A 26852-nucleotide genomic window follows, 5' to 3' on the forward strand; every position below is an offset into this window, starting at 1 on the left:
GTGGGCCCGAACGGCGATAAGCCGGGATTCTTGTGAATCTTTGTTACCGTTCGCGCGATAATCCCTAAGTCGGGGGTCTCAGACCCTGAAACTTCGTGTCACAATTTGCCATCGCATCCGAGAGCACTCCATGGACACCCTGCAAAACATGCGCGCCTTCAGCTACGTGGCCGAAGCCGGCAGTTTCACCGCCGCTGCCGTACAACTCGACACGACGACGGCCAACGTCTCGCGCGCGGTTTCCAATCTGGAAGCCCACCTGCAAACCCGCCTGCTCAATCGCACCACACGGCGCATCGCCCTGACCGAGGCCGGCAAACGCTACCTGCTGCGCTGCGAACAGATTCTGGCGTATGTCGAAGAGGCCGAAGCCGAGGCCAGCGATGCCCATTCGCGCCCGGCCGGCCAGCTCAAGGTGCACACCATGACCGGTATCGGTCAGCATTTCGTGATCGATGCCATCGCCCGCTACCGCAAGACCCACCCCGACGTGACCTTCGACCTGACCCTGGCCAACCGCGTACCGGACCTGCTGGACGAGGGTTATGACGTGTCCATCGTCCTGGCCAGTGAGTTGCCAGACTCGGGTTTTGTCTCCCAACGCCTGGGCATCACCTACAGCATCGTCTGTGCCTCGCCCGCCTATGTGAAAGCCAACGGCTGCGCGCAAAAACCCGGCGACCTGCTCAATCACGCCTGTTTGCGTCTGGTCAGCCCGGTGATTCCGCTGGAAAAATGGACCTTCGACGGGCCGGAAGGCCAGGAGATGGTGACCATCAACAGCTCTCCGTTTTTGGTGAACTCGGCCGATGCGATGAAAACCGCGATCATCAGCGGCATGGGCGTTGGCGTGTTGCCGGTGTACGCGGCCATCGAAGGCCTGCGCAATGGCTCGCTGGTACGGATGATGCCCAATTACCGCTCGCAGGAACTGAACCTGTACGCCATCTACCCGTCCCGTCAGTACCTGGATGCGAAGATCAAGACCTGGGTCGAATACCTGCGCGGCTCGTTGCCGGAAATCCTCGCCGCGCACCAGGCCGAGCTGGCCGCGTATGAATTGAGCGGTAGCCTGAGCGGGGCGCGGTTGGCCAACTGAGCACCGCCCCCTGTAGGAGCGAGCACGCTCGCGATGGTCGTCAACGATAACGCTGGCGTCCTGACACCCAGCGGTGTTTGTGGAGTCCATCGCGAGCATGCTCGCTCCTACAGAGGTTTGTGTGTGCCAGCCATGCACAAACCCATCGAAGAATGTTAGCTTGCTTGGCAATCTCACCGTCTGACGAGCTCCACTTCCAATGAAAAAGACCGTCCTCGCCTTCAGTCGCATCTCCCCTGAAATGATCGAACACCTCAAGCAGGATTTCGATGTCATTGTGCCCAACCCCAAGACGGGCGATATCAATGCCCAGTTCAACGAAGCCCTGCCCCACGCTCATGGCCTGATTGGCGTGGGCCGCAAGCTGGGCCGGGCGCAACTTGAGAACGCGGACAAGCTGGAGGTGGTGTCCAGCGTGTCGGTGGGCTACGACAACTATGACGTCGACTACTTCAACGAACGCGGGATCATGCTGACCAACACCCCCGACGTGCTGACCGAAAGCACCGCCGACCTGGCCTTCGCGCTGCTGATGAGCAGCGCGCGTCGGGTGGCCGAGCTGGACGCCTGGACGAAGGCGGGCCAATGGCAAGCGTCGGTCGGCGCGCCGCTGTTCGGCACCGACGTACACGGCAAGACCCTGGGCATCGTCGGCATGGGCAACATTGGCGCAGCCGTTGCTCGTCGTGGTCGATTGGGCTTCAACATGCCAATCCTCTACAGCGGCAACAGTCGCAAGACCGCGCTGGAGCAGGAACTCGGCGCTCAGTTCCGAAGCCTGGATGAATTGCTGGCCGAAGCCGATTTCGTCTGCCTGGTGGTGCCACTCAGCGAGAAGACCAAACATTTGATCAGCCATCGCGAACTGGCGCTGATGAAATCCAGCGCCATCCTGATCAACATCGCACGAGGCCCTGTAGTGGACGAGCCGGCGCTGATCGAAGCGCTGCAAAACAACCGGATTCGCGGTGCGGGGCTGGATGTGTACGAAAAGGAACCGCTCGCAGAATCTCCACTGTTCCAGTTGAAAAACGCCGTGACCTTGCCGCACATCGGCTCGGCCACTCACGAAACGCGCGAAGCCATGGCCAATCGCGCGCTGGACAACCTGCGCAGCGCCCTGCTGGGTGAACGCCCGCAGGACCTGGTCAACCCGCAAGTCTGGAAAGGCTGATACTGCGTCCTCCTGCGGATCGAGGATTCGATCCGCAGCGGCTCACGCCAATTTGCCATTGCCCTGCGGCATCGGCGCCCGGGGCTTGCGGAACACCAGCACGTTGCCTAGCATCACCAGCGCCAGCCCGGACAGCGCCGGCGCGGTCCATTGGTAGCCCTCGACCACCGCCGACACGTTGAGCGCCACCACCGGAAACAGCACCGTGCAATAAGCCGCGCGTTCAGGGCCCATGCGCCCGACCAGTGTCAGGTAGGCGGTGAAGCCGATCACCGACCCCGGGATCACCAGATACAGCAACGAGCCGATGTAGCGCGTATTCCATTCCATGTCGAAGGGAATGCCCTTGACCAGACACCACACCGCCAGCATCGTCGCGCCGTAGGCCATGCCCCAGGCGTTGGTGGTCAAGGGTTTCAGGCCGGCCTTCTGTTGCAGGCTCGACAACATATTGCCCGCCGAGAAACAAAGCGTCCCAAGCAGCGCGAGCCCCAGGCCTAGCAACGTTTGTGGGCTGGCGGTGTGGCCCACCAGCTCAGGCCAGAACAGCAGGCCCAGCCCGAGCAAACCCAGGACACCGCCCAACAGGACGTTGCGGGCGATGTTCTGCTTGAAGAACACCCGCGCGTTCAACGCGTTCCACAACGTGGCCGTGGAAAACACCACCGCCACCAGTCCGCTGGGGATCCACTGGCTCGCAGTCAGGAAACACATGAAGTTCAGACAGAACAGGCACAGCCCCTGCGCGAGACAGATCAGATGTCCGCGACGGTTCATCACTTGCAACTTGCGACTGAGCAACAGCAGGACGAAAAGCACCAGCGCCGCCAGGCCGAAGCGATAGACGATCGACACCGGAATAGCCACCACGCCCAGTTGCCATTTCAGGGCGATCCAGGTGGTGCCCCAGATCAGCACGGTCAGCAGATACAGCGAAAGGTTCATGACACTCACTCCCAGGTAGGTGCTCAGTGTCCTGCGCCCATGGTTTTCGCACTTGCATAAACTTGCGCTTTTGTCGGTCGGCGGGCTGGCAGGCTGTCCTGTACGGAGTAGGATGCAAGTCGTTGGAGAACAGATCATGCCCGCACTGGAATCACTGCAAGTCTTTCAAGCCCTCAACCGCTCGCCCAATGCTCGCCTGGAGCACAGCGCCGAGTTCGGTGACGGCATGGCTGCAGCCTTGTGGAGCAACCATCACGACGCCCAGGACTACGAAGCGCCGACCCACCACACCTTGTCTTGCTACATCGCGGGTGGAACCGGCACCTTTCGCCGTGACCAGCCAGGCACCAAGGGCGGCCCGGACAAGCTGTGCATCCTGCCCGCCGACCACCAGTCCGGCTGGGTGATCAACGGCGACATTCGCCTGGCTCATCTCTATTTCAGCAAGGAACAGTTCGCCCTCGGTTGCGTCACGATGCTGGATCGCGAGCCGCGGGAACTGCAATTGCGCGAACGCACTTTTCTCGACGACCCGCAGCAGGCCCTGCGTTTTCGCCAGATGCTGACGCTCAACTGGGATGAACCTGGCGAACGCCTGCTCACCAGCAGCCTGGCCCACGAAATGCTCAGCCACGCACTGCTGGGCCAGGTCGGCCTGCGCGAGGGGCTGCGTCTCAAGGGTGGATTGGCCGCACATCAGCGCCGGCAACTGGTGGAATTCATCGACAGTCGGTTGGCCGAGCCCATCAGCCTGGGGCAATTGGCGGGGTTGTGTGCGCTGTCGGAGTATCACTTCGCACGCATGTTCCGCGAAAGCTTCGGCCTGCCGCCGCACCAGTATGTGCTGGCGCGGCGAATGAGTTGTGCGCAGGAGTTGCTGCGCAGCACTTCCCAGCCGTTGGGGGAGATTGCACTGGCGTGTGGGTTTGCCAGCGCCAGTCACTTCACCAACCGGTTTCGCCAGGTGTTGGGCGGCACGCCTGGGGAGTATCGGCAGGCGTTTTTGCGTTAGCCGTGCGGTCCCGGATCAGAACTCCAGGGTACTGGACAACGACACCTGCCGCGAATCGCCCATCGACACGAAGAACCGGCTCGCTGCCGAGGTGTAGTAGGTGCGATCGAACAGGTTCTTCACGTTGAGCTGAAACTTGACCTTCTGCCCCTCTACCCGCGTGTCGTAGGTGGCGAATGCGTCAGCCACGGTGTAGCTCGGCAGGTCGAAATCATTCACCGCGTTACCTGCGCGCTCGCCGACATACCGCGCGCCTGCGCCCACCCGCAACTGATCGCCGCCGATGATGGTGCCAAAGTCGTAGACCGCCGACAGCGAACCGGAATTCTTCGCCACGTTCTGCAACTGCTTGCCTTTGTAGGTCGGGTCTTCGGTCACTTCGGCATCGGTGTAGGCATAGCTGCCGATCAGGCTCCAGCGATCACTGAGCTGGCCGGACAGGTCCACTTCCAGACCGCGTGAACGCACTTCGCCCGCCGCGCTGTAGAGCGTCACCGGGCCTTCGGAGTTGGCCACCAGTACGTTGCGCTTCTTGATGTCGAACAGCGCGACGTTACCTGTCACGCGCCCGGGCATGTCGAGTCTGGCACCGATTTCCCAGGACTTGGCTTCTTCCGGCGCAACGCTGCCGTCGAGCACGGTACTGCTGCCGCTCAAGGGCGCGATGGTCGAGTTGGGCTTGAACGACTCGGTGTAGCTGCCGTAGAACGACAACTCGTCGGTGTAGCGATACACCAGGCCGGCACGCGGCACCCACTTCTGGCCGTTGCTGTCGGTGTTGGCCTTGAACGGCACGCCTTTGCCTGCGTACTGGTCGTACTCCTGGAAACGACCGCCGGCCACCAGGATCCATTGGTCGGTCAGGTGGATCGAGTCCTGCAGGAACACCGAATCGCTGCGCAGTTCATCCGTCTGCGCGCTGTCGGCGGGGCTGACGGTGGTGCCGGCCACTTCGCGACCGTAGACCGGATTGAGGTAGCTGAAGGTGGTCAGGCTTTTCTGGCGGATCAGGTCCTCACGGTAGATCTTGCGGTATTCGTCGTCGACGCCGAACACCAGATCATGTTGCATGCCCAGCACATTGACCTTGCCTTCGAGACTGGCGGTGGTGAAACGGTCGGTGCTGATCGCGTTCTGAGTGCCGTCCATGCTGCGGGTCAGCGTTCCATTGTTGACATTGATAGCGGAAACACGCACCTGGCTGGCATCGTAGGTTTCACGGTTCCAGCTGTAGCCGAAATGCGCTTTCCAGTTATCGTTGAGCTCGTGGTCGGCCTCGAAGTGATACAGGTCCGAGCGCCCTTCCATGTTGTTGAACGGCTCGTCGAGACGCCGATCGCGGGAGATGTCCAGCGGATGGTTGTCACGCGGATCGATCACCGTGCCACGGTCGAACGGGGTGAGGAACTCGCGGTGCTCGTAGGCGAACAGCAGCTTGGTGCTTTCGCCGAACCATGCGAGCGAAGGGGCTATCAGCGTCTCACGATGGGTGCCGAAGTTGCGCCAGTAATCTTCGTCTTCATGGTCCAGCACCATCCGATACGCCAGCCCGGTGTCTCCCAGGGCACCGGTACTGTCGAGGCTGCCACCGCTGCCGTTTTTGCCGTCGCCGTAGGTCGAGCCGCGCAGGGTCAGGGCGTTGTACTGCTCAAGTTCGGGCTTCTTGCTGACCATGTTGACCACGCCGCCTGGGTCCTGGATGCCATAGAGCAAGGAGGCCGGGCCCTTGAGCACTTCGACCCGGTCGACGGTCGCGTTGAGGCCACGGCCCTGCACGATCGGCATGCCGTCGCGCATGATCGAACCGTTGCGGTTGTCGCCAAACCCGCGGGTCATCACCGAGTCCTGGGTGCTGGCCAGCGTGTTGCCCTGAGTGATGCCGCTGACGTTGGCCAGCGCATCGTCGAGATTGCGCGGGGCCTGGTCACGAATGACCTGGGCCGGGATCACATTGACAGTCTGGGGAATTTCCTGAAGCGAAGCCGACGAACGCATCACCGAGCTGGTGGGTGGCGGCTGGTAGCTTGTGGATTGATCCATTGTCGAGGTGATGGTGGTGGCGCCCAGATTCAAGGCGCCCGCAGTGGGCAGCGGCTCCAGCGCCAAAGTATGAGCATCGGTGCGGCGGAAGGTGAAATTCGAGCCGACCAGTAATTGCTGCAGCGCCTGTTCGGCACTCATTCGCCCGTTGACGGCGGGGGCATTCAGCCCGTAAGGCGCTTCATCGGTGTAGACCACGCTGATGCCGGTGACGCGACTGAAGTCGCTAAGGGCCTGGGGCAGCGGTTTGGCGACCATGGCGAAGCTGAATTGCGCCTGCTGTTGCGCCGAGCCAGCTTCGGCGGCCAGTGCCACGCTCAGGGGCAGCGATGCCAACGCCGAAATACTCAGGGCCGAAGCACCCAACCATTGTTTGACCGAACCCGATTTTGCCCTGGACTTCATTGCTCAATGACCTGTGTAGAACCGCAACGGATGCGAATGACTCGCAGTTTCAGTCACTACACGGATGGGGCTCGGGTTTACCTCACCTCTTTTTGAAAATATTTTGAGTGCAGTGGTGCCTGTCAGGACGCCATCCCTGTAGGAGCGAATTTATTCGCGATGGTCGTTCATGATGACGCTGGGTCCCTGACGCCCCGCGGCGCGCTTGCGACCATCGCGAATAAATTCGCTCCTACAGGGTTCAGCGCACAATAATCAGGCTGCCCACCCGCGTCTGCCCAAACCCCATCACCCCCTGCAACGACGCCAACACCGCCTGCGGGTCCTTGCTCGGAAAGCTGCCACTGACACGCCGCGCCGCCAGCTCATCGTTGAGCAACACAATCCTGCCGGGGTAATAGCGCTGCAGATCCCCCACCACCTCCGCCAGGGTCGCCTTGTAATAGTTGAGCCAACCCTGGCGCCACGCCAACTGGGTTTCGCTGTCCACGGCCTGCAGCTTTTGCGCAACACCCTTGCCGTAAGCCACTTGTTGGCCCGCCGTGAGGATTTGCTGTTCGGCGTGCGGGGCCGCCGTCACGCCCACGCGTCCGGACAACACCGTTACCTGGGTTCCGTGCTTATGCAGGCGGACTTCGAACTGTGTACCCAACACCCGCGCCTGGCCTTTTTCAGCATCGACCACGAACGGCTCGCCCGTGTGGGTCACGCTGAAAAACCCGGCGCCACGACGGACTTGCACATGGCGCTCGCCGCCACTGAAATTCACGGCGATGGCGCTGTCCGCGTCCAACGTGACCTGCGATTGATCCGCCAGGATCACGGTGCGGACTTCACCTGGCGCCGACACATAATCGGCGCCCAGGTCATCGACCCAACGCAGTGGCTGCCAGCCGGCACCGAGGCTGATCATCAGCATCAGGCAGGCGGCCATCGCCAGCGCCCCGGACCAGCGTCGAGCGCTGCGGCGGCGCGGCTGATTCATCGCATTGAGGTAACCCTGCAACGCCAACGCCTCTTCATCGGCCAAGGTCCTCGCCGGTTCCTCGCTCAACTCCCACACCACCTGCGCCTGGGCATAAGCCTCGGCATGGGCTGGATCGGCTTGCAGCCAGTGGCTGAACGTCGCCTGATCGCCGCGGGTGGGCTGGTCGTGCAACAGGCTCAGCCAAGCCAGAGCGGCCTGCTCCTGGGCGGGCGTCGGGGTGGCGCGGTCGAGCTGGTTCACGGTGCTTTCCTTGGCATGCGCGGTTCATCGTCCCGCAGGCTGGCCTTGCAGGCGTCGAGGGCGCGCATCATATGTTTTTCCACGGCACTTTGGGACAACCCCATGGCCTTGGCGATTTCAGCGTACTTGCGCCCATGGATGCGATTGAGCAAAAAGATCTGCCGCGTGCGCTCGGGCAATGCGCGCAGTGCCGCTTCGACGTGGCGTAAATCATTGCCGGCCTCCAGCGCTGCCTGCGGTTCACTGCCATGACTGTGCGGCTCGTCCGGTTGCCAGCCCTCATTGACACGCACCCGAGCGCCTTCGCTGCGCAGATGATCGATGGCGATGTTGCCGGCGCAACGCAACAGGTAAGTGCTCAGCTCTTCGACCTGCACCAGCGGGCGACGCCAGAACCGCAGGAACAAGTCCTGCACCAGGTCCGCCGACGTCGCGCGACAACCCACACGACGGTTCACCAACGCTTCCATCTGCGAGCGTTGGGACAAGAACACCTTGAGGAAATGCGCGCGGGCAGCCACGGGTTCGTCGTCGCGGGAGTCTGGAGGAATGCTGATCATCGATTCATCACTGCGCCAACAGCGCAACGGGACAGGCCAGTAGACTCAGGCCGGCCAATGACAACACCAGACGCGGGCGATAGGGCATCAACATCACCAGCATCACCGCGCTGAGCATCAATACCGCACACCATTCGACCAGCCCCGACTCCCAACCGGCGGTCGCCACCGCCGCCCATAACGACAGGGCCAGCAACAGCCAGCCGGCGAGCCGCAGGCCCTGCCGGCGACGCAACGATGCCTTGCGTCCCAGCAGTTCGACGTGATGCCGATCCATCGCCAGGCACAGCGCCGTGAAACCGGCATAACAGAGCAACAGGGCCAGCAGCATCAGTGTGCCTCCTGCTCAAGGGCCATCGGTTGTGCACGGGGCCGGCTCACGCCTTCCACTTGCCCGGCACGTCGCATTTTCCAGGCAGCCCAGGCGAAAAATACCCCTGTGGCCAGACAGGTCAGATCAAACCCGGCCATGGCCCAATCGCCCTGCGCCAGGGTCACGGCCAGATGATAGGACGTGGTCAGCGCATTAAGTAACGGCACACCGCCAAACAGCACCGCCGCCAGCGCCAATTGTTCGAACCACGCTTGCTTGCCGGGACGAACCACCGCATGCAGCACGCTCAAACCCCAGACGATGAAAAACGCATTCACTTCCCAATCCGCTCGTCCAGTCAGGCCCAGCGGCAGCAGACGATTGGCCCAGAAGAACGCGGCCACCGCGAGCATCAGGCCGGCCATGCTGGCGATGTTCAGTATTTGTACCAGGCGCAATTCGAACGGCAACGCCGCTGCTTTCGCATGCTTGAGCTGGCGTTTGCCGAGCCAGATCACCAACCCGGTGCCAATCATGGCCGTGCCCGCCAGACCGAAAATGAAGTACAGCCAGCGCATCAGCGGACCGGCGAAGTGGCCCATGTGCAAACCAAAGAAACTGCCCGCAATCGCTCTGGGCACCGAGGCTTGCGGCGTCGCGCCAAGCAATTGCCCGCTCACGCCCTGGAAAGTCACCGCGCTGCCAAAGTCATGAACCACCCGATCCGAACCGTCTCGGACGAGAACAACCGAGGCACTCGCGTCCCCCGGGTTGTTCACCGTGAGGCGAGCCACCCGGCCGTCGCCCCACTGCTCGCGAGCCTTTTCCAGCAGCGGTGCCAACGGCGCCAGTGCAGCAGGCTGACCAGACAGCTGGGGGGTCGTGGAGGCCGGGAACAATTCGTCATAGAACCCGCGCACATCACCTTTGTACGAGACCAGGATGCTCGCCGGCATGACCATGACCATGAAAATCACCAAGCTGCTGTAGGTGATCATCAAATGAAACGGCAGCACCAGCACGCCCACCGCGTTGTGCCCGTCGAGCCAGGTTCGTTGGCCCTTGCGTGGACGAAAAGTGAAGAAATCCTTGAAGATTTTCTTGTGGGTGATAATTCCACTGATCAGTGCAACGAACATCACCATCGCCGCGAAGGTCGACAGCCAGCGCCCCCACGGGTAAGGCATTTGCAACTGGAAGTGGAAGCGGTAGAAAAACTCGCCGCCGGTGCTTTCCCGGCCCTGCACTTCGGCGCCGGTTTGCGGGTCAAGGTGTTTTTCGGTGAACTGGCCGCGCTCGCCGCGTTGGGTCGGCGTCTGCTGCCAGCGCACCGAAAGGCCGGGCTCGCGGGCAGTGGGCAACTCGATCAGCCAGCGCGAGGCACCGCCAGCGTGTTGCTCCAGATAGTTCTGCGCCACGTTCAGGCTGACTTCGGAACTCACCGAACGTGCGGGAATTTCCGGCTTCATCCAGTGGCTGGTTTCATCCTTGAAATAAGCCAGCGTACCGGTCAGGAAAATCGCGAACAGCAACCAGCCGAAGATGAGGCCAGCCCAGGTGTGCAACCAGGCCATCGCCTGACGAAAGCCCTCTTTCATGTGCGATCCATCCAATACGCCAGCCCCGACACCACCGCCAGAATCACGCATGGCAACGCCAGCCCGAGCCAGGCTCGCAGCGCCGTGCGGCAGGCAAAACACCAGATCACCGCCCCAAGGTAGGCCAGGAACGAGGTCAACATGCCAGTGACCACCGCGTCGGCACGGGCCATGGGCACCCATGAACTGAGGCTGACGCTGGCGAGCGCGGCGACGATGTACCCCCCCAGCACGGCGGCCAGCACCCGCGAGGTGACGGCCAAGCGATAGGACATGGGGAGCGAACGGGCCTTGCCTTTCATGTGGTGTGCTCAAAAGCTGAATTCATTGCAGGAGCGGGCTAGCCCGCTCCTGCAAAGGGTGTGTTGCGCAATATTAATGATAAATATTCTCATACGCAAAATGGAGATTCGTGGGCGCATGAAAAAGGGCCTGCAGATGCAGGCCCTTTTTAGAGGTGGCGATAAGGTAAGGAGCTTTGAATCAGCCGTTTAGCGCGGCCTGTTCGTTCTCGAGAAATTCGTCTTCAAGCAGCGCATCGGCCCTGTTGTCGAGGGGGGCGACGGCGGCGCGTGGCTTACCGCGCAACTTGCCGAACAAGTGTTCCAGCGCGTGTTCGAGTTTCTCCGCCGCACCATCGATCGCTTGCTCCAGGGTGTCGGCTTTGTGAGTGACGGAAACCGGCTGATGGCCTTTTGGCCGCGCTTCCAGTTGGCAGCGCATATCGTGGGGACCTGGCTTGTCGCCATTCTCGTCCCGCAGGTGGACCTCGACGCGTGTCAGGTCTTCTTCATAACGTTCGAGCGTGCTCTCAATGGTAGTACGTACCCACTCCTCCAGTCGGATGCTGCTTTGAATATGGTTATCGCTGTTGACTTGGATTTGCATAGTTCATCCCTTATTTCAGCTAGCTCGCGAGAGGCCCCTCGACTGGCCCTTGGGCGTCGTCACCGTGACCTCTTGCTTACACAATCGGTCTGCGCGCAAAACATTTCAAGCCCTAAAAAAAGATAAATTTTCATTCGCAAAAAAAGCCGGACAACGGGCAAAAGCGCTGGTAAGGTCGGGAGTTGGGTCGAGTCACTCACCTGTCATAATTGCTCACATATGCCGCCCCGCAAGCGCTCATCGAATTCACTTCCTGCCCTGAATCGGGCGCTCATTACGCGCATGAATGCCTATGAAAAGGGGTGGCGATGAGTGGTCGATACTGGCGTTTCTCCCTTGAGCCGGCGGTGTTTGGGCGTCCATCGCGAGCAAGCTCGCTCTTTCAGGGATTGTGTCAGGCATGGGGCTTGCAGAATGTCCGGTGGTCCGTAGGTGCGAACCAACTCGCGCATGGTCGGTCAACAACTGCACGTTCAATCAGGCGGTGACGCATCATGGACAACCCATTTCAATTGATTACCGATGCATTCGCGCCGGACTACCAGATCAACCTGAGCATCCAGGGATTGGATGGCAGCATCATGCTGACGCTGTCCAACAACGGGCGGATCGTGGCCAAGCGAATGATCAGCAGCGAACAGCGCAATGACCCCAAGCGCCTCAAGCGCCTGGTGCAAAGCATTCAGTTTGGCATTGCCATCGAACAGGGCCACAGCGCCCTGACCATCCTTGAAGCCATGACCGACAGTGACAGTCGCAACCTGCCGCCACCGCCCACGCAAGGGCAGCAACGGCCGGCCATGCGCCTTTAGAGTTCGCCTTTTTCCACTTCCGGGTGCTCAGCAGAACCCGCACCAACCTTGCGTTGCGGGTGCTCGATCTTCACTGAAGGAAATTGTGACGACGCATAACGCACCACCAGGATCGCGAAGGCGAGCAACAGAATGCCACCACACAGGTAAATGATGCCCAGGTCGGGCGGGTTGTGGTGCGAGACGTTGGAGATCAGCAGGCGCGTCAGTGCGGTGATCGCCACGTAGATCAGGAATCGCACGGGCATGTGGTTGGTCTTGAAGTAAATCCCGACCATGGCCCCCAGTTCCAGGTAGATGAACAGCAGCAGGATGTCGTCGATCTTGATGTGCCCGTTCTCGAGCATCCCCAGAAACTCCATCACCGCAGCCCACGCGGTCACCGCCCCAATGGCAAACAGCGCCAGATAGTGGAAGCTCTCGACGAACAGGTTGCCCAGGGACTCGGCCAGTCCATGCACGTTCTGCCGCAGGTTTTCGGCCCAGTTGATTTTCACGATGTTTCTTTCCTTAGCTCGATGGGAGCGGATGATGCGGGTTGGACGTGACGGTTGTTCTGCATGCAGAAAAAAGGCCAGGAGCGCCCGGCACATGATGGCGAGCGCCCCTCAAACGCGCGCCGTGGCGTTTGGTCGCACCCCGCCCCGCTACTGACAAATCGTGTTTTGGGTCTACATTAAAAGGCCACTACGTTAAAAAGCCACTATCCAAAGCGCAGGGATTCGCATATCCTTTTCGCTGTATATAAATACAGTGGTCGAAACAGACAACTATCGTGAAGGCATGTGAGGTGGTGAATGGCCGTCGAAGTGGTATACCGCAGCAGCCGAGATCTGGAGCGCTTGTTCATGGATAAAGCCGAAGCTGACCGTCATGACAAAATGCTCGAACTGGCCGAATTGCTGGCTGAAGTGTTGCAAAAAGCCGTTCCATCCCTGAACGAGCAGCAAGTGGATGAAGTCGGGATCTACATGGCGAAGAACCGCGAGGTGTTTGCCAAGGCGTTCAAGAGCCAACCGGATGCGTTGTCCGAGCTGATCCATGCGCCGGTCGAAGCCACCGAAGAACCGGCAGCCGTCGTGGAAGAAGCTGAAGCCCCCGCGCCAGCCAAGCCAGCCAAAGCCGCAAAAGCACCGAAGTAAGCAACACGTGAATTGAACAGGCCCTGAGTCCACTGGCTCAGGGCCTTTTTCATGCTGGGCGGTAAAGGACTTTTTCCGCCAGTTCGTCAGCCACCCGCGCCGGGGAGCGTTTTTCCGCCTGGGCGTGGGCGAAGACTTCGGTCAGCCTGGAGCTGATCTTCGACAGATGCGCAGTGATGGTCGCCAGTTGCTCACCTCGGTGCTTGAGCGACACGTAGATCAACCCGCCCGAGTTGATCACATAATCCGGCGCGTAGAGGATGCCACGCCGCTCCAGTTGATCGGCGACCTCCAGGTGAGTCAGTTGATTGTTCGCCGAGCCGGCCACCGCCGAACAACGCAATTGCGAGACGCTGTGACTGTTGAGCACGCCGCCCAGGCCGCACGGCGCAAGTATGTCGCACGGGGTACTGAGCAACGCATCGTTGGCAATGGGATGGGCATTGAGCTGCTCCATCGCCAGTTGCACCTTGCCGTGGTCAATGTCGCTGACCAACAGTTCGGCGCCCGCAGCATGCAGTTGTTCGGCAAGGGCATAGCCGACGTTGCCCAGGCCCTGGATGGCCACGCGCAGGCCTTCAAGATTGTCGCTGCCCAGACGCGCCATCGCAGTGGCACGAATGCCGGTGAACACGCCCATCGCGGCGTGAGGCGCAGGGTCGCCCGCAGAAGTTGTGCTGGTGACGTGCTGGGTTTGTTGGGCGATGCAGTCCATGTCCGCCACGGAGGTTCCGCTGTCGATGGCCGTGATGTAGCGACCGTCGAGCTGGTTGATGCAGCGCCCGAACGCTTCGAACAGCGCGGCGCGGTTTTCCACATGCGCCGGACGGACAATCACCGCCACGCCGCCACCCTGGTCCAGCCCGGCCAACGCGGCCTTGTAACTCATGCCTTGGGCAAGGCGAATGGCATCCTCGACCGCAGACTCGTCATTGGGATAGGCAAGGTAACGACAACCCCCAAGGGCAGGCCCGAGACGGCTGTTATGGATGGCAATGACCGCCTTCAACCCGGTGGCCGGGTCGACGCTCAGATGCAGCGATTCAAGGCGAGTGCTTTGCATGAGAGCGAACATCGTAACGGCTCCCGAATCACTTCTTGTAGTCGCCAGTATAGGCTCGCGCGCAAAAATTGCTGGAGTGCACCGGAATAAGCAGCGCCGCCGTTCAGGGTTTCGGACATAACTCGGCATGCCACTGGACGTATGCCGCAGACGAGGCTAAAACGAGGCATTATCCGGAGATTTCGATGACGCCTCGCCAACACTTCTTCGACTGTCTGCAACGATCACCGCCCGCGCTGTTCGAAGCGGCGCTGTGGATCGCTGTCGAACACGACAGGGAGGTGAATCCGACGACGGTGATGAATAATTTCCGTGACCTGCAACAGCGCGTCAGTTACGGGTTACCGATGCTGCCGGTCAGTGAGTTGGCGCAACCGCTGTTGCGACGGATGAACGATCTGGGTTTCGCCCAGGACGATTTTTCGCCCTTGCGCCCACAGGCGGCATTGCTCGACAAGGTACTTGAACGCCGGCGCGGTCAGCCGCTGGCCTTGGGGCTGATCGCACTGGAGTTGGCCAGGGGTTTGGAAATCCCGTTGGTCGGGGTCAACTTCCCCGGGCATTTTCTGCTGCGGGTTCCCGGGGCCGACCATTTGATCGACCCTTGCGGTGGTCGGCGATTGTATCCCAACGATTGCCGCGAGTTGCTGCAACGCCAGTATGGGCCGAACATGAAACTCAGCGCCGAGCACCTGGTCACCGCCGAACCGGTGCAGATGCTGCAGCGATTGTCACGCAACCTGCGCCAGTTGCACCTGTCCCACGATGACTACATCGCTGCGCTGATAGATGCCGAACGTGTGCTGGAACTGGGCAATGGCACGACTGCCGACTACCTCGCCCGCGCCAGTCTTTACCAGCGGCTGGACTGTCCCAACGCAGAGCGCTTCGACCTGGAGCGTGCGCTGTTGCTGACCGATGACCCCATCCAGCGAATTCGCCTGACGGAACGGCTGGGGCATTTGCCGCCCAATACCGTCGTGCATTGAGCACATCCCCCTGGGCATGCATCGCCCATTCCCACAGGGGGAATCAACAGAGTCCGTCAGGGGGTGTCTGGCTGATTCGCCGGATGCGCCTTGATGAACGCTGGATGATGTTCCGCCAACCCCGCCACCCGTTGAATCCGCGGGTAGTCCTCCAATGACACATTGAAGCGTTGCGCCGCGTACAACTGGGGTATCAGGTAGACGTCCGCCAGGCCAGGCTCATCGCCAAAGCAGAACCCTTGATCGCCGATCAACTGCTCAACCGTCGCCAGGCCCTGTTCGATCCAGTGTCCGATCCACTCGTTCACCTGGGTTTCATCGTGCCCCGACTGACGCAGGCGATTGAGCACGCTGACGTTGTGCAACGGATGCACGTCGCAACCGATCACCGCCGCCACGCCACGCGCATGGGCACGGGCGACGAGGGATTGCGACAGCAGCGACGGCTGTGGATAACGCTCCTCCAGATACTCGATGATGGCCGGTGACTGAATCAGCAGCTCACCGTCATCGGTACGCAGGGCGGGCACCCGCCCTTGCGGGTTGATGCCCAGGTACGCCGACTGACGATGTTCGCCGCCGGGCGGTGCAATGAGGTTGATCGGCAAAGCCTGGTAATCCAGCCCCTTCAGCGCCAGCGCAATCCGCACCCGGTAGGACGAGGTCGAACGGTAGTAGGTGTAGAGTTCCATCCCCCGCTCCTCTTAGTTCGCCGGCAGCACTTTGCCGCGGCATTCACCAAAGCCGATGGAGGCAAAACCGTCCCGGCGGCAACGAGCGCGCAGGATGATTTCATCGCCGTCCTCAAGGAATTTACGCATTTCGCCAGAGGCGAGTTCGATCGGTTTCTTACCCCCCTCGGTCATTTCCAGCAGGCTGCCGAACTGACCACTTTCAGGACCCGACAACGTGCCCGAACCGAACAGGTCACCGGCCTGCAACTGGCAACCGTTGACGCTGTGGTGCGCAACCATTTGCGCCACGGTCCAGTACATGTACTGGCTGTTGCTCAACGTCAGGCGATGAGCCGGCAATTTCTGTTTACGCATGTTTTCAGTGAGCAGCAGCACTTCCAATTCGATGTCCAGTGCGCCAGCAGCCTGGTCGCGACTGTCCAGCAAGTACGGCAGCGGCTGTGGGTCTCCTTCCGGTCGAGCCGGCTGAGCACGCCGAAACGGCTCCAGCGCTTCGGCGGTCACCACCCACGGAGAGACGCTGGTGATGAAGCTTTTGGACAGGAACGGGCCCAGTGGCTGGTATTCCCAGGCCTGGATGTCCCGCGCCGACCAGTCATTGAGCAGGCAGAATCCGGCGATGTGCTCGCCCGCCTCGGCGATGGCGATCGACTCTCCCATTTCATTGCCCTGGCCGATCCAGATGCCCAGCTCGAGCTCGTAATCCAGGCGCGCGCAAGGGCCGAAGGTGGGCTCGGTCTGACCGGCGGGCAGGGTCTGGCCCTTTGGTCGACGCACATCGGTGCCGGATGCACGAACGGTCGAGGCACGGCCGTGGTAACCAATCGGCACGTGTTTGTAGTTCGGCAACAAAGGGTTGTCGGGACGGAACAGCTTGCCAACGTTCAGCGCGTGTTCGATGCCCACGTAGAAGTCGGTGTAGTCGCCGATTTTCGCTGGCAGGTGCATCGCACAGTCGGCCGCCAGTGGCAGGAGTTTCGCGCCCTGAGCTTCGATCTTGCCACGCAGGGTGCTGCCTTCCTGGAGCAACTCGATCAACCGTTCACGCAATGCAACACGGGCCGCGCGCCCCAGTTCGAAGAAGGCATTGAGCTGCCCGTCCCGGGTGGCTTCGACGGCGGCTTTTGCCGGCCCCTCGAACAGACCGGCTTCAAGCGCCCCTTCAAGATCGAAAATATGCTCGCCAATGGCCACGCCACTGCGGGGCGCACAACCTTGCACACTGAACACACCCAACGGCAGGTTTTGCAGTGGGAAATCCGTATGGCCGTTGGCGGAATCAACCCAGCTGCGCGGGATGGAAGTCTGAGTCATGGGTTATCTCCGAGTCGGGTCGAAAGTGGCGGGCAGCGTGGCCCAGCAAGCGTCGTAGCGGGTTTGCAATTGCGGGCAATCGAGGGCGAAACGGCTCGGACGCAGCACCTGGCTGGTCTCAAACATGAAGGCCATGGTGTTGTCGATTTTCGCCGGGGCCAGCTCGGCGTTGATCGCTCGAGTGCAGGTCTCGCCGTCGGGGCCATGGGCGCTCATGCAGCTGTGCAGCGACGCGCCACCGGGCACGAAACCCTCGGCTTTGGCGTCGTACTCGCCCTTGATCAGGCCCATGAATTCGTTCATCAGGTTGCGGTGAAACCAGGGCGGTCGGAAGGTTTTCTCGGCAACCATCCAGCGTGGCGGGAAGATCACGAAATCCAGGTTGGCCAGACCATGAACGCTGGTTGGCGACGTGAGCACGGTAAAAATCGACGGATCCGGGTGATCGAAGCTGACCGTGCCAATGGTGTTGAAGCGGCGCAGATCGTATTTATACGGCACATTATTGCCGTGCCAGGCAACCACGTTGAGTGGTGAGTGATCAAGCTCGCAACCCCACAACTGACCGAGGAATTTCTGTACAAGCGCTGTCGGTTGTGTGAGGTGTTCGTAATGCGCGACCGGGGCCAAAAAGTCTCGCGCATTGGCCAGGCCGTTGCTGCCGATGGGCCCAAGGTCCGGCAGACGCAGCGGCGCGCCGTGGTTTTCGGCGACGTAGCCACGCGCCTGCGGATCGAGCAGTTCGACGCGAAATTTCATGCCACGGGGCAACACGACGATTTCCAGGGGCTCGACTTCCAGCACGCCCAGTTCGGTGACGATGCGCAGTCGACCCAGTTGCGGCACCAGCAACATTTCGCCATCGGCGTTGAAGAACACCCGTTGCATCGATCGATTGGCGCAGTATTGATGGAGGCTGATCCCGTCCGGTTTATCACCGCAGGCGTTCGCCGCCATGCTGATGAGACCATCGATGAAATCCGTCGGCTCGGTGGGTATGTCCAAGGCATTCCAGCGCAGACGATTGGGCGTCACTTCAGCCAACGGACCGCCTTGCAGTTGTCGCTCCAGTTTGACGAATGCCGGGTGATTCGCGGAAGGCTGGATGCGGTACATCCAGGTCCGTCTTGCTTCGCTGCGGGGCATGGTGAATGCGGTGCCTGACAGCAGCTCGGTGTACAAGCCGTAGGGCGCCTTTTGCGGGGAGTTCTGGCCGACAGGCAGCGCGCCGGGCAAGGCTTCGCTGCTGAACTCATTGCCAAAGCCCGACTGATAGGTCAGCCCGGAGGCCGTTGAATCGAGGTCCATGGAGCCTCCTGAACGGGGAATAGGCAGTGGCCGTGCGCTCTGCTTCGGAGGTCACGGCACGCCTGGGTTATTTTTATCGTAATTCAATTACGCTTAACGTAATTTGATCGAGATTGACCGTCAAGCTATAAAGACGCCCACTCGTTACGGATCAGATCGCCACCATGGAAACGCCGCGCAACAACGATAAGCAGAAAGTCCGCTCGGCCGAGGTCGGCACCGACATCCTCAAGGCACTGGCCGAGCTGTCGCCTTCGACTTCGCTGTCGCGCCTGGCCGAGCATGTGCAGATGCCGGCAAGCAAGGTTCATCGTTATCTGCAGGCATTGATCGCCAGCGGCTTCGCCGAGCAGGACCCCGCCACCAACCACTATGGCCTGGGTCGTGAAGCGTTGAGGATTGGCCTGGCCGCACTCAACAGTATGGACGTGTTGAAAGTGGGGGCCCTGCCCCTGGCCGAATTGCGCGATGAACTGAACGAAACCTGTTTCCTGGCGGTGTGGGGTAATCAGGGCGCGACGGTGGTGCACATCGAGCCGGCAGTGCGTGCGGTGACCGTGGTGACCCAATTGGGCTCGGTGCTGCCGTTGCTCAGCTCATCGACCGGGCTGGTGTTCGGTGCCTTCCTGCCCAAACGCGAAACCATCGATCTGCGCGAGCAAGAGCTGCACAGCGTGAAGACGCATGCGCTGGCGGACGATCAGACGTACGCGTCGTTGTGCGAGCAGATCCGCCACCGTGGTCTGCACCATGTCCATGGTCTGCTGATGCCGGGCGTGGATGCGTTATCGGCCCCGGTGTTCAATGCCGTCGGGAACGTGGCGGCGGTCATGACCATCGTGGGACCGACCTCATTGTTCCATGCCGACGAAAACGGCCCGGCGGCGCAGCGATTACTCGCGGCGACGCGGGCCGTTAGTTGGCGGATGGGATATCAGGATCCCATCGAGATCAGACCAGGAATAGAGGAAGGATCGCGATCACCATTTGACTGATGTCACTTTTGGTTAGTTGAGGATGGCGATATTGTTCCTCAAGCGTACCGCGCACGGTGTAAACACCGCCCTCGCCGTAATAGTAAGGGATCTCGTTATGCTGGAAACTGCTGTGAATATCGTCAACGATATTTTTCGAATCAACAACGATCAGTTCACCAGCGGACATCCCCGCCGTCGTCAAAAACACTTCATCAATATTAACGTCGGTTGCATCGCGCAGCGCAACGCGAACGTCTTCGACCGTAACCGATTTGATAGTGCGTTTTAACAGATTGATCGAAGGTTCTGCGGTCAACGCCTTGACGATATCAACAACGATGCTTTTGAAGTCGACGACCGTCAGACCCTCAATCAGGTCCTTGGGCTCCCTGGAATAACGCTGACGGGAGATCACTGCCGCGTTTTCCGCATACTCAGGCAATGCTTCCTTTTCAACCCAACCGAGGGTCTCATCGTAGAGCGAAATCGCGTCGGTCACCAGATCGGCGCCCACGTCAATCGAATTCAGGAAGGTTACATGCGGATTGACTCCAAACTTCTGAAGGCGCTCGATCAACAGCACATACACCGCGAAGTCTGTCCGGGTATTCTTTAGTTGCTCAATTTTGTCTTGCGAAAAGAAACGAGTACTCATAAATACTTCCTGTCATGTCATCAGAGTCGAACACCTTGTTCGACTCGGGGATAAAGTTAGAGATTCAAAATAATAATCGGCGATGCGTTGCCGACTGGTTAAAAATATACAACGAGCGCCGCACACAATAAAACCGACAACTTGTATGCATTCGTAAAGTTCAACTTAACGCCACGCCAAACTTCAACTAACAACCCCCATTGCCTTGACTTTGGCCACGGCCTGAGTACGCCGTTCCACCCCCAACTTTCCATAAATACGCCGTGCGTGGGTTTTCACCGTGTGCAAGGAGATAAATAGTTGCTCGGCGATCTGCTGGTTGGAGTTGCCAAGGGCAATCAGCGTGACAACTTCAACTTCTCGAGCGCTTAAGCGGGTGGTATCGGTGGCTGGCTCGCCCGCTTGCGCATTACCACGCAAGCGGCTCTGCAGGCTCGGTTGGCGCAGGGTCAAATCACGCATCGCTTGTTGGGCGTTGCAGCGCTCGACCAATGCCAGGCCTGCGGCCATGGAGGCCCTGGCTTGCTCGGTGTGCCCGATCAGGTCCGCCACTTCAGCGCACGCCAGCTGCAATTCCGCTTCGAGGGACAGCATTGCGTTGTGCCGAGCGTGATCGATCAGGGGTTGCAAGCGCTCCAGTGGCCGTTGCGTCAGCCCCAGGTGCGTCTCTGCCAGCACCAATTGGTACTCGACCCGCGCGATCAACGACAGCGTGGCTGGAGGCGCCTGAAGTGCATCGGGCCCGCGGTAGTGGCGCAGCAATCGATTCAGAGCCTCCCTGGCCAGTTCCGGGCGGCCCTGCTGTAACCAGAAGTGACTGCTGACCTGCAACAGAACGCCACGGTAGACCGTTTCCGGAATCCGTCGTTGCTGCATCAGCCGCTCAGCGTCACGTAACAGCACGAATGCCTGGGCATAGTCCTGGCGGTTGGCCGCGAGTTGCGCCAGGCCGAGAAAACCGTACAGCGCGCGTTTGTCATGGTTGCGCAGGCAGAGTTCGAGGCCGCTCTCGAACTGCACAGCCGCCAGCGTTTGTTCACCCTGCGACAGCAATAGCCGCCCCCGACGCAAGGCAATACGCCCCAGCAACGGTTCGGCGGGCGGTTGTTGCTCGATGAGTAACCTTTGCATGTCCGCCAACAGCTGCTCTGCCCGGGCGAACGCGCCTCGTTGCTCCAGCAACTGCGCATGGTCGAGCTCCAGCAAACCCTCGAACACGAGTGAACCGTGCGCACGTGCCAGGCACAAGGCATCACGGTTGAGCGCCTGGGCGACGTCAAGCTCGCCCGTCAAAAGCGCCTGCTGGGTCAGCCCCGACAGGCACATCAGGCGCACGCTCCAGAGCGGCGGCCCGAGCACCTCGAGCGCCGCCAGAAAATGCGCACGCGAAGCCTGCATACAACCCTGCAAATGCAGGCGCCAGCCCTGCAACGTCTGCCAGCGGGCGATCAGTTGCTGCTGCATCAGCGCCGATGGCTGGGGCAGAAAGCGTGAGAGATTGTCGATGCATTCGCCCGCCTGTTCGAAGCGTCCGGCGATCAGCAAGGCCGCGCTGATAAGCCCGACCAGTTGGGGCGAACCGAGCATCAACGCCTCGCCCTTGCGCTCATGCAGGCGCACCAACAGCACCACGGTCTGCTCCTCGAACAGGTGCTCGAAATTGAAATGCTGCAACAGGCTGACGGCCACTTCGAACTCTTCTGCCAGCAAGGCCTGCTCGAAAGCCGCCTTCCAGTCGCGTTCGGCGGCGAACCATTGGCAGGCACGGCGATGCCAGAAGCGCGCTTGCGGCCATTGTTCTTCACGCATCAACTGTGTAAGCGGCGTGAAGATTTGCAACCAGTCTGCGCAATCGCGCCAAGGCTCGATAAAGCAACCCAATGCCTGCAAGGTTTGCAGGTAGTGTGCGCCCTCGCCTGCGCCAAACAAGTGCTCGCACAGGCGGGCATTGAACCGCGGCAAATGCGCCAGCACTCGCCAGGCCTCGCTCAAGGGCGGGCTGAGCATGCCGAACAGCTCGTGTTCGAGGTAGTTATGCAGGGTGTCTGCTCGCCCATGCAGTTGTTCATTACGCGACCAATCACACTTTTGCAGCAGGGCGATCCGTACGCCTGCGCACCAACCGCCAGTGAGTTCGACAATCCGGCTGGCACGCTTGGCGGCATGCTCCGGTTCCAGGTGATGCAGCAGCCCCGCGATCTCGACCTGGGTGAAGGCCAGGCTTTCGCGTTCGCAGTCGTAAAGTTCATCGGCCAGCAACAGTCGCGGCCAGTTGCACAGTGGCCGACGGCGGGCGCTCAGCCACCAGGTGACCATCGGACTGCTGAGCGACAGCAGGCGGTCGAGCAAAGCGTCCAGCGGTGGGTTTGGCGTGCGGCAATAATCATCCACGCACAGCCAGATCGGCGTGGGCGAATGGGCCAGATGCGCGAGCAATCCAGCTTCATCCACCGCGTCCGAACTGACGCTTTGAGCCAGGCGCTGGAGAAACTCATCGACACTGATCGATGCCCCCGCCAGCGGTAGCCAACAGACCTGACATGGCGCTGGTGCGCGCAACAGGCATTCGATGAGCAGTGCGCTCTTGCCACTTCCGGCCGGCGCACACAGCAGTTTCACCCGTGCGTTCGAGGCCAGCAACGGTTCGACCAGCCGCTCGCGAGACCGGTGGTGGGTCGATAAACGGGGCAGGAATCCAGGGCGGTCCGGCCATGGTGTCATGGCGGTCATATTGGGGGCCTTGTTATTTTTGTAGCCTCACCCTAGCCCTCCCCACACAGCTTGTTGAAGGAGTATTCAACACGCTGATCGACTCCAATAAAAAAGGTGACTGTAAAGTCACCTTTTTCCGACGGCGATGTAGGAAGCATCACCTGACACCAGTACTCCTTAGCGCTGCTGGCGTGTAATCACCCGCTTTAGCGTCAACACCGAACTCGAAACTGCGCTTCTCTTCGTTCTTCATGCCCAGGGCAATGTAGCGTCCGGCGATCAGGTCATACAGCGCTTCAACGGTGTAAGCCGGCACCTGATGATCGTAGTAGTTTTGCGCGTGCCCTTCGGCGACGCGCCACAGTTGCCCACGTCCGTCGTAGTGATCGGCCAGCGCCACCTGCCAGGTGTCTTCGTCGATATACATGTGGCGCTTGGCATACACATGCCGTTCGTTGGGCTTGACCGTCGCGACCACTTCCCACACCCGGTGCAGTTCGTAACGGGTCAGATCCTGATTGATGTGCCCGGCCTTGATCACATCGGTGTACTTGAGGTCCGGCGAGTCGAGCTTGTAGCTGTTGTAGGGAATGTACATTTCCTTCTTGCCAATCAGCTTCCAGTCGTAGCGATCCGGCGCCCCGGAAAACATATCGAAGTTGTCGGTGGTGCGCAGCCCGTCGGACGACGTACCGACGCCGTCATAGGCGACCTGGGGCGCACGACGCACACGACGCTGGCCGGCGTTGTAGATCCAGGCCTTGCGCGGCTCCTTGACCTGGTCGAGGGTCTCGTGCACCAGCAGCACATTGCCCGCCAGCCGCGCGGGCGCCGTGACCTCCTGCTTGAAATAGTTGAGCACATTGTCGTCGCTACCCGGCTTCAGGTCCCCGAGCAGCGAAGGCACTGCCACCTCATCCTTGAAGCGGATCACGGTGAAATCACCGTTGGACTGCGGCGTGGCCTGGGTGATGGTGCGCCGCAAGTTGCCACCGTGATAACGGGTGATGTGGTTCCAGATCACTTCGACGCCGTTCTTTGGAATCGGAAAGGCGTAGTAACGGTTGCCGGTGAAATTGGCCAGGCCGTTGCCGTCGTTGATGGGCGTTACGTTCAACGCGCTGCGTTTGGCCGACTCGTAGATTTCTGTCGGCACGGCGGCTGTGCGATGGCTCGGGTAAACCGGGATCTTGTAAGTCTGCGGGTAGCGCTTGAACATCGCGACCTGGCCATCGGACAGCTTGTCCTTGTACTGATCGACGTTCGCCGCGGTGATGGTGAACAACGGTTTTTCGTTGGCGAAGGGGTCCGCCAGAAAGCCTTTGCTGTCCACCGCACCGGCGTTTTTCGGCAGGCCGCCGGTCCACGCCGGGATCGAACCGTCAGCGTTGCCGGCCTTCTCGGCGCCCAACGGCGTCAGGCTGGTGCCGAGCTTGTTGGCTTCTTCGGGGGAAACCGCTGCCATCACATTGGCGGCCAGCAGGCCGAAGGCCAGAACACCGCACTGCAAAATCATCTTGCGCATTAAAATCATCCTTCTCAGCCAGATCAGAAGTTCACGCCAAAGCTCAACGCCAGGAAGTCACGGTCTTCCAGGGTGTTGTAGTCACCACCGAAGAAATCGGTGTAACTCAGGCTCGCGGTGTAGGTGTTGCGATAGTCGGCATCGACGCCGACGCTGATCGCCTTGGCGCCTTCGTTGAACAGGCCGTTGGGGCCGTAGCCGGTGACGTCGTGAGACCACGACAGGTTGGGCTTCAAGTTGATGCCGGCGACGACGTTGTTGTAGTCGAGGATGGCGCGGGCGCGGTAACCCCAGGAAGTCGAGGTGACAAAACCGTCGGTATCACCGCCGAAGCCGTATTGGCCATAGACCGAATCGCGGCCATAGCGCAGCTTGCTTTTGTCCTCCAGCCCACCGACGTGCACCACTGCCGCTTCACCCACCAGGGTCAATCGATCTGCGCCGGCGACCTGATCGATGAAGTGCGTCAGGCTGCTCTGGATCTGGGTCACTTCCTTGCGACGATACCCCTTGTTGTCGGCACCAGGCCTCGTGGCGATCGGTGAAGCCGTGCCACCAGCAATCGGGTTGACCAGGGCCAGGGTCAGGTCGGTGCTGTTGACCTGGATCGGCAGGTTGGGCCGGTAGCTGATCTCGCCAGTCCAGGCGGTGCCGGTGGGCAAGGTGGTGGAGAAGCTCGCGCCGTACAGGCGGATGTCTTCGGGGTACTCCAGGTAATACTGGCCACGGCCGAGCATTACGCTCTGGGCCAATCCATTACCACTGCCGGGGGCGATGGCGTTAGCGGTGGCGATAATGGCCGGCAGCCGTGCCAGGGTGCCCAACCCTGCGGTGCTGGTGCCCACGTAAGGCGAGCGGCTGTGATAGTTCATGAAGTACAGACCGTACTCGGTGTCGTCACCCAGCCAGCGCAACGCCGTGCCCCATTGCCCGGAGTCACGGGCATCACGGTCGCCGCCGCGGGGCACGATCACCCCTTCCCTGCCGACCTCAAATCCCTGGCCAAACGCTGCGGCAATCGGTTGCAACGGGGCAATCGCCGGGCTTGCTACGGTGTATCCGGTGGTGCAACCGTCCGCCGCCACGTCACCGCCAAAGAAGGTGCCGCAGTTATCGAGTACGGTCTGGTCCCACTCCAGCTGGTAGAAACCTTCCACTGTCAATTTGTCGGTCAGGCCCTGGCTGGCGAACAGCATGTTCACCGGAATCAGGCCTTCCTTGATCTCGGCGCCCGGGCGGCGAAACGCGGAAACGTCGATGGGGTTGATGCTGTTGATCGAGTTGCCAATGAACGTGCTTTCCCCCCAACTGACCACCTGCTTGCCGGCGCGCACGGTGCCCGGCAATTGGCCGATGGAGTAGTTGTGGTAGACGAAGGCATCAAGGATTTCCCCGCCAGCGGACTTGGAGCCTTCCTTTCGATTGTGATCGCTGATGGGCTTGAACGGCCGGTCCTCGTCTTTGAGTTCAAAGTCGTACCAGTATTTGCCCCGCACGAACACGCCCGTGTCGCCGTACTTCAGCTCGAGGTCGTGGATCCCCTTGAAGATCTTCGAGAAGGTCTCACCCTTGGTGAAGTTCTGGCGCCCGTCATCCCCGGTGGACGCCTGCCCGCTCCCGCCATTGACCGTCCCCACCAGCGACTGCTTGGCATCACGCATGCCCCAGCTCGCACCCACGGACAGCGACGAGTCGAACGTGCCCTCGATTTCGCCGATGTTGAACGAAACAGCCTGCGCCTGGGCACAGCAGCCCAAGGCCACCGCAGCGGCCAGCGCCTGCGGTTTGAAGATGGCGCGCATTGTTGTTTTTGTCATGCGTCTTCCCCGGTGAGTGACAGAAGGCCACACCCTACTGCCGCCAACGAGGGGGGATAAGCGCACGAAGGAGGTATTTGCAGTGTCGCTCGAAAGGATGAATCGGCTGCCCGCACGCGGGGTTGCGCCACGCATGAGTGCGGTGGATAGACCCTGATCAGTCAGGCGCATGATGTAGCGTGCCGGCCCCCGATTTGCACCGTACTGTTGCTCAGCCTGCAATACTGCATGTCTGGAATCGCTATTTTTCCTTTGGGTTCAGGGGCTTATTCTAACCGGGCTTTGATGAAGACCACCTCAAAGCACGGCGCGAAGGCGTGTGATCACGCCACACCTTCAGCGACAGAATCCAGATGACTCGAAAGTCTCGACTCATCGCCCGATGTGCACCGGACGTTGATTTGTAGCTCCTTAATCCAACGTCTTACCTTGGCCGCTGCGTTTGCAGCGGCCTTTTTTTGCCTGGCGTTTTTGTACGCTTACATGTCTTTAGGAAAGTGGCTACACAACTCTGTAAACACAGGAAATGGCGAATGTTCAAAGCTGACCGCTGCCGTCTGCAATAGCAGCGATTCATACGA

The 26852-nt window shown here is 60.5% G+C and carries 23 protein-coding genes and 1 pseudogene; 7 read left to right on the forward strand and 17 right to left on the reverse strand.

Features of this window, described 5'->3' with window-relative positions:
- The first annotated feature begins 130 nt into the window (after positions 1–130).
- Together AB4N33_RS17350 and AB4N33_RS17355 are read left to right on the forward strand one after the other, a co-directional pair.
- On the forward strand, positions 131–1099 hold the full coding sequence (locus AB4N33_RS17350; RefSeq protein WP_460117928.1) for a LysR family transcriptional regulator: 969 nt from the start codon (positions 131–133) through the stop codon (positions 1097–1099).
- A gap of 199 nt (positions 1100–1298) precedes the next feature.
- Complete coding sequence (locus tag AB4N33_RS17355; RefSeq protein ID WP_476457857.1) at positions 1299–2273, forward strand: 2-hydroxyacid dehydrogenase; 975 nt, start codon at positions 1299–1301, stop codon at positions 2271–2273.
- 42 nt (positions 2274–2315) lie between these two features.
- Here AB4N33_RS17355 and AB4N33_RS17360 read toward each other — a convergent pair whose 3' ends face one another.
- Positions 2316–3218 carry a DMT family transporter gene (locus AB4N33_RS17360; protein ID WP_476457858.1) on the reverse strand — a complete coding sequence of 301 codons (903 nt, stop codon included), beginning with the start codon at positions 3216–3218 and terminating at the stop codon, positions 2316–2318.
- Positions 3219–3354: 136 nt separating this feature from the next.
- Here AB4N33_RS17360 and AB4N33_RS17365 point away from each other — a divergent pair, with 136 nt between their 5' ends.
- On the forward strand, positions 3355–4230 hold the full coding sequence (locus tag AB4N33_RS17365) for a helix-turn-helix domain-containing protein (protein ID WP_476458834.1): 876 nt from the start codon (positions 3355–3357) through the stop codon (positions 4228–4230).
- Between the two features lie 15 nt (positions 4231–4245).
- Here AB4N33_RS17365 and AB4N33_RS17370 read toward each other — a convergent pair whose 3' ends face one another.
- From AB4N33_RS17370 to AB4N33_RS17400, 7 genes are all read right to left on the reverse strand, one after another.
- Positions 4246–6675 (reverse strand): TonB-dependent siderophore receptor, encoded by a 2430-nt coding sequence (locus AB4N33_RS17370; protein WP_476457859.1) that lies wholly within the window; start codon positions 6673–6675, stop codon positions 4246–4248.
- A 241-nt stretch (positions 6676–6916) separates the two neighbouring features.
- On the reverse strand, positions 6917–7903 hold the full coding sequence (locus AB4N33_RS17375; RefSeq protein ID WP_476457860.1) for a FecR family protein: 987 nt from the start codon (positions 7901–7903) through the stop codon (positions 6917–6919).
- Positions 7900–8463 (reverse strand): RNA polymerase sigma factor, encoded by a 564-nt coding sequence (locus AB4N33_RS17380; protein ID WP_476457861.1) that lies wholly within the window; start codon positions 8461–8463, stop codon positions 7900–7902. Before AB4N33_RS17380 ends, AB4N33_RS17375 begins: the two co-directional genes overlap by 4 nt.
- A gap of 7 nt (positions 8464–8470) precedes the next feature.
- Positions 8471–8794 carry a DUF3325 domain-containing protein gene (locus AB4N33_RS17385; RefSeq protein ID WP_476457862.1) on the reverse strand — a complete coding sequence of 108 codons (324 nt, stop codon included), beginning with the start codon at positions 8792–8794 and terminating at the stop codon, positions 8471–8473.
- Positions 8794–10374, reverse strand: coding sequence for a PepSY-associated TM helix domain-containing protein (locus AB4N33_RS17390; RefSeq protein WP_476457863.1), 1581 nt, complete (start codon positions 10372–10374; stop codon positions 8794–8796). The genes AB4N33_RS17385 and AB4N33_RS17390 overlap by 1 nt, the downstream gene beginning before the upstream one ends.
- Positions 10371–10676 (reverse strand): DUF3649 domain-containing protein, encoded by a 306-nt coding sequence (locus AB4N33_RS17395; protein WP_460117941.1) that lies wholly within the window; start codon positions 10674–10676, stop codon positions 10371–10373. The genes AB4N33_RS17390 and AB4N33_RS17395 overlap by 4 nt, the downstream gene beginning before the upstream one ends.
- Before the next feature lie 181 nt (positions 10677–10857).
- Positions 10858–11262 (reverse strand): HPF/RaiA family ribosome-associated protein, encoded by a 405-nt coding sequence (locus AB4N33_RS17400; protein WP_460117943.1) that lies wholly within the window; start codon positions 11260–11262, stop codon positions 10858–10860.
- Positions 11263–11756: 494 nt separating this feature from the next.
- On the opposite strand from AB4N33_RS17400, the gene AB4N33_RS17405 reads away from it, so the two are divergent.
- A complete protein-coding gene (locus AB4N33_RS17405; protein WP_460117945.1) occupies positions 11757–12074 on the forward strand; it encodes a DUF3509 domain-containing protein in 318 nt (105 codons plus the stop codon).
- Here AB4N33_RS17405 and AB4N33_RS17410 read toward each other — a convergent pair.
- Entirely contained in the window at positions 12071–12571 is a 501-nt protein-coding gene (locus AB4N33_RS17410) for a phosphate-starvation-inducible protein PsiE (protein WP_460140251.1), read from the reverse strand. The genes AB4N33_RS17405 and AB4N33_RS17410 overlap by 4 nt on opposite strands.
- 300 nt (positions 12572–12871) lie before the next feature.
- Here AB4N33_RS17410 and AB4N33_RS17415 point away from each other — a divergent pair.
- A pseudogene (locus AB4N33_RS17415) lies at positions 12872–13111 on the forward strand (YebG family protein); the annotation flags it as partial.
- A 154-nt stretch (positions 13112–13265) separates the two neighbouring features.
- Here the strand turns inward: AB4N33_RS17415 and AB4N33_RS17420 are convergent.
- Entirely contained in the window at positions 13266–14291 is a 1026-nt protein-coding gene (locus tag AB4N33_RS17420) for a Glu/Leu/Phe/Val dehydrogenase family protein (protein WP_460117949.1), read from the reverse strand.
- Between the two features lie 173 nt (positions 14292–14464).
- Here AB4N33_RS17420 and AB4N33_RS17425 point away from each other — a divergent pair, with 173 nt between their 5' ends.
- A complete protein-coding gene (locus tag AB4N33_RS17425; protein ID WP_460117951.1) occupies positions 14465–15268 on the forward strand; it encodes a SirB1 family protein in 804 nt (267 codons plus the stop codon).
- 56 nt (positions 15269–15324) lie between these two features.
- Here AB4N33_RS17425 and maiA read toward each other — a convergent pair whose 3' ends face one another.
- From maiA to hmgA, 3 genes are read right to left on the reverse strand one after another with little or no spacing between them, the layout of a single operon-like run.
- Positions 15325–15960, reverse strand: a complete 636-nt coding sequence (maiA, locus tag AB4N33_RS17430; RefSeq protein ID WP_476457864.1) for a maleylacetoacetate isomerase — start codon at positions 15958–15960, stop codon at positions 15325–15327.
- 12 nt (positions 15961–15972) lie between these two features.
- On the reverse strand, positions 15973–17277 hold the full coding sequence (fahA, locus tag AB4N33_RS17435; protein WP_476457865.1) for a fumarylacetoacetase: 1305 nt from the start codon (positions 17275–17277) through the stop codon (positions 15973–15975).
- A 3-nt stretch (positions 17278–17280) separates the two neighbouring features.
- The gene (gene hmgA, locus AB4N33_RS17440) at positions 17281–18585 is read right to left on the reverse strand and encodes a homogentisate 1,2-dioxygenase (protein ID WP_476457866.1); all 1305 of its coding nucleotides are present in this window, start codon (positions 18583–18585) and stop codon (positions 17281–17283) included.
- Between the two features lie 164 nt (positions 18586–18749).
- Here hmgA and AB4N33_RS17445 point away from each other — a divergent pair, with 164 nt between their 5' ends.
- Positions 18750–19580 (forward strand): IclR family transcriptional regulator, encoded by an 831-nt coding sequence (locus AB4N33_RS17445; RefSeq protein WP_476457867.1) that lies wholly within the window; start codon positions 18750–18752, stop codon positions 19578–19580.
- Here the strand turns inward: AB4N33_RS17445 and AB4N33_RS17450 are convergent.
- The 4 genes from AB4N33_RS17450 to AB4N33_RS17465 form a co-directional block, all read right to left on the reverse strand.
- Positions 19537–20217 (reverse strand): hypothetical protein, encoded by a 681-nt coding sequence (locus tag AB4N33_RS17450; protein WP_460140256.1) that lies wholly within the window; start codon positions 20215–20217, stop codon positions 19537–19539. The two genes, AB4N33_RS17445 and AB4N33_RS17450, sit on opposite strands and share 44 nt — an antisense overlap.
- A 183-nt stretch (positions 20218–20400) precedes the next feature.
- Positions 20401–22947: a helix-turn-helix transcriptional regulator gene (locus tag AB4N33_RS17455; RefSeq protein ID WP_476457868.1), complete on the reverse strand. Its 2547-nt coding sequence runs from the start codon at positions 22945–22947 to the stop codon at positions 20401–20403.
- Between the two features lie 139 nt (positions 22948–23086).
- Complete coding sequence (locus AB4N33_RS17460; protein ID WP_460117971.1) at positions 23087–24454, reverse strand: DUF1329 domain-containing protein; 1368 nt, start codon at positions 24452–24454, stop codon at positions 23087–23089.
- 23 nt (positions 24455–24477) lie between these two features.
- A complete protein-coding gene (locus AB4N33_RS17465; RefSeq protein ID WP_476457869.1) occupies positions 24478–26271 on the reverse strand; it encodes a DUF1302 domain-containing protein in 1794 nt (597 codons plus the stop codon).
- Between the last annotated feature and the right edge of the window lie 581 nt (positions 26272–26852).

The organism is Pseudomonas sp. S1_E05 (assembly GCF_056337105.1).

Excerpts from the sequence above, each read along its gene's own strand:
- AB4N33_RS17350 (WP_460117928.1), top strand. The coding sequence starts at position 131 with ATGGACACCCTGCAAAACATGCGCGCCTTCAGCTACGTGGCCGAAGCC.
- AB4N33_RS17355 (WP_476457857.1), top strand. The coding sequence starts at position 1,299 with ATGAAAAAGACCGTCCTCGCCTTCAGTCGCATCTCCCCTGAAATGATC.
- AB4N33_RS17360 (WP_476457858.1), bottom strand. The coding sequence starts at position 3,218 with ATGAACCTTTCGCTGTATCTGCTGACCGTGCTGATCTGGGGCACCACC.
- AB4N33_RS17365 (WP_476458834.1), top strand. The coding sequence starts at position 3,355 with ATGCCCGCACTGGAATCACTGCAAGTCTTTCAAGCCCTCAACCGCTCG.
- AB4N33_RS17370 (WP_476457859.1), bottom strand. The coding sequence starts at position 6,675 with ATGAAGTCCAGGGCAAAATCGGGTTCGGTCAAACAATGGTTGGGTGCT.
- AB4N33_RS17380 (WP_476457861.1), bottom strand. The coding sequence starts at position 8,463 with ATGATCAGCATTCCTCCAGACTCCCGCGACGACGAACCCGTGGCTGCC.
- AB4N33_RS17385 (WP_476457862.1), bottom strand. The coding sequence starts at position 8,794 with ATGCTGCTGGCCCTGTTGCTCTGTTATGCCGGTTTCACGGCGCTGTGC.
- AB4N33_RS17390 (WP_476457863.1), bottom strand. The coding sequence starts at position 10,374 with ATGAAAGAGGGCTTTCGTCAGGCGATGGCCTGGTTGCACACCTGGGCT.
- AB4N33_RS17395 (WP_460117941.1), bottom strand. The coding sequence starts at position 10,676 with ATGAAAGGCAAGGCCCGTTCGCTCCCCATGTCCTATCGCTTGGCCGTC.
- AB4N33_RS17400 (WP_460117943.1), bottom strand. The coding sequence starts at position 11,262 with ATGCAAATCCAAGTCAACAGCGATAACCATATTCAAAGCAGCATCCGA.
- AB4N33_RS17405 (WP_460117945.1), top strand. The coding sequence starts at position 11,757 with ATGGACAACCCATTTCAATTGATTACCGATGCATTCGCGCCGGACTAC.
- AB4N33_RS17420 (WP_460117949.1), bottom strand. The coding sequence starts at position 14,291 with ATGTTCGCTCTCATGCAAAGCACTCGCCTTGAATCGCTGCATCTGAGC.
- AB4N33_RS17425 (WP_460117951.1), top strand. The coding sequence starts at position 14,465 with ATGACGCCTCGCCAACACTTCTTCGACTGTCTGCAACGATCACCGCCC.
- maiA (WP_476457864.1), bottom strand. The coding sequence starts at position 15,960 with ATGGAACTCTACACCTACTACCGTTCGACCTCGTCCTACCGGGTGCGG.
- fahA (WP_476457865.1), bottom strand. The coding sequence starts at position 17,277 with ATGACTCAGACTTCCATCCCGCGCAGCTGGGTTGATTCCGCCAACGGC.
- hmgA (WP_476457866.1), bottom strand. The coding sequence starts at position 18,585 with ATGGACCTCGATTCAACGGCCTCCGGGCTGACCTATCAGTCGGGCTTT.
- AB4N33_RS17445 (WP_476457867.1), top strand. The coding sequence starts at position 18,750 with ATGGAAACGCCGCGCAACAACGATAAGCAGAAAGTCCGCTCGGCCGAG.
- AB4N33_RS17450 (WP_460140256.1), bottom strand. The coding sequence starts at position 20,217 with ATGAGTACTCGTTTCTTTTCGCAAGACAAAATTGAGCAACTAAAGAAT.
- AB4N33_RS17455 (WP_476457868.1), bottom strand. The coding sequence starts at position 22,947 with ATGACCGCCATGACACCATGGCCGGACCGCCCTGGATTCCTGCCCCGT.
- AB4N33_RS17460 (WP_460117971.1), bottom strand. The coding sequence starts at position 24,454 with ATGCGCAAGATGATTTTGCAGTGCGGTGTTCTGGCCTTCGGCCTGCTG.
- AB4N33_RS17465 (WP_476457869.1), bottom strand. The coding sequence starts at position 26,271 with ATGACAAAAACAACAATGCGCGCCATCTTCAAACCGCAGGCGCTGGCC.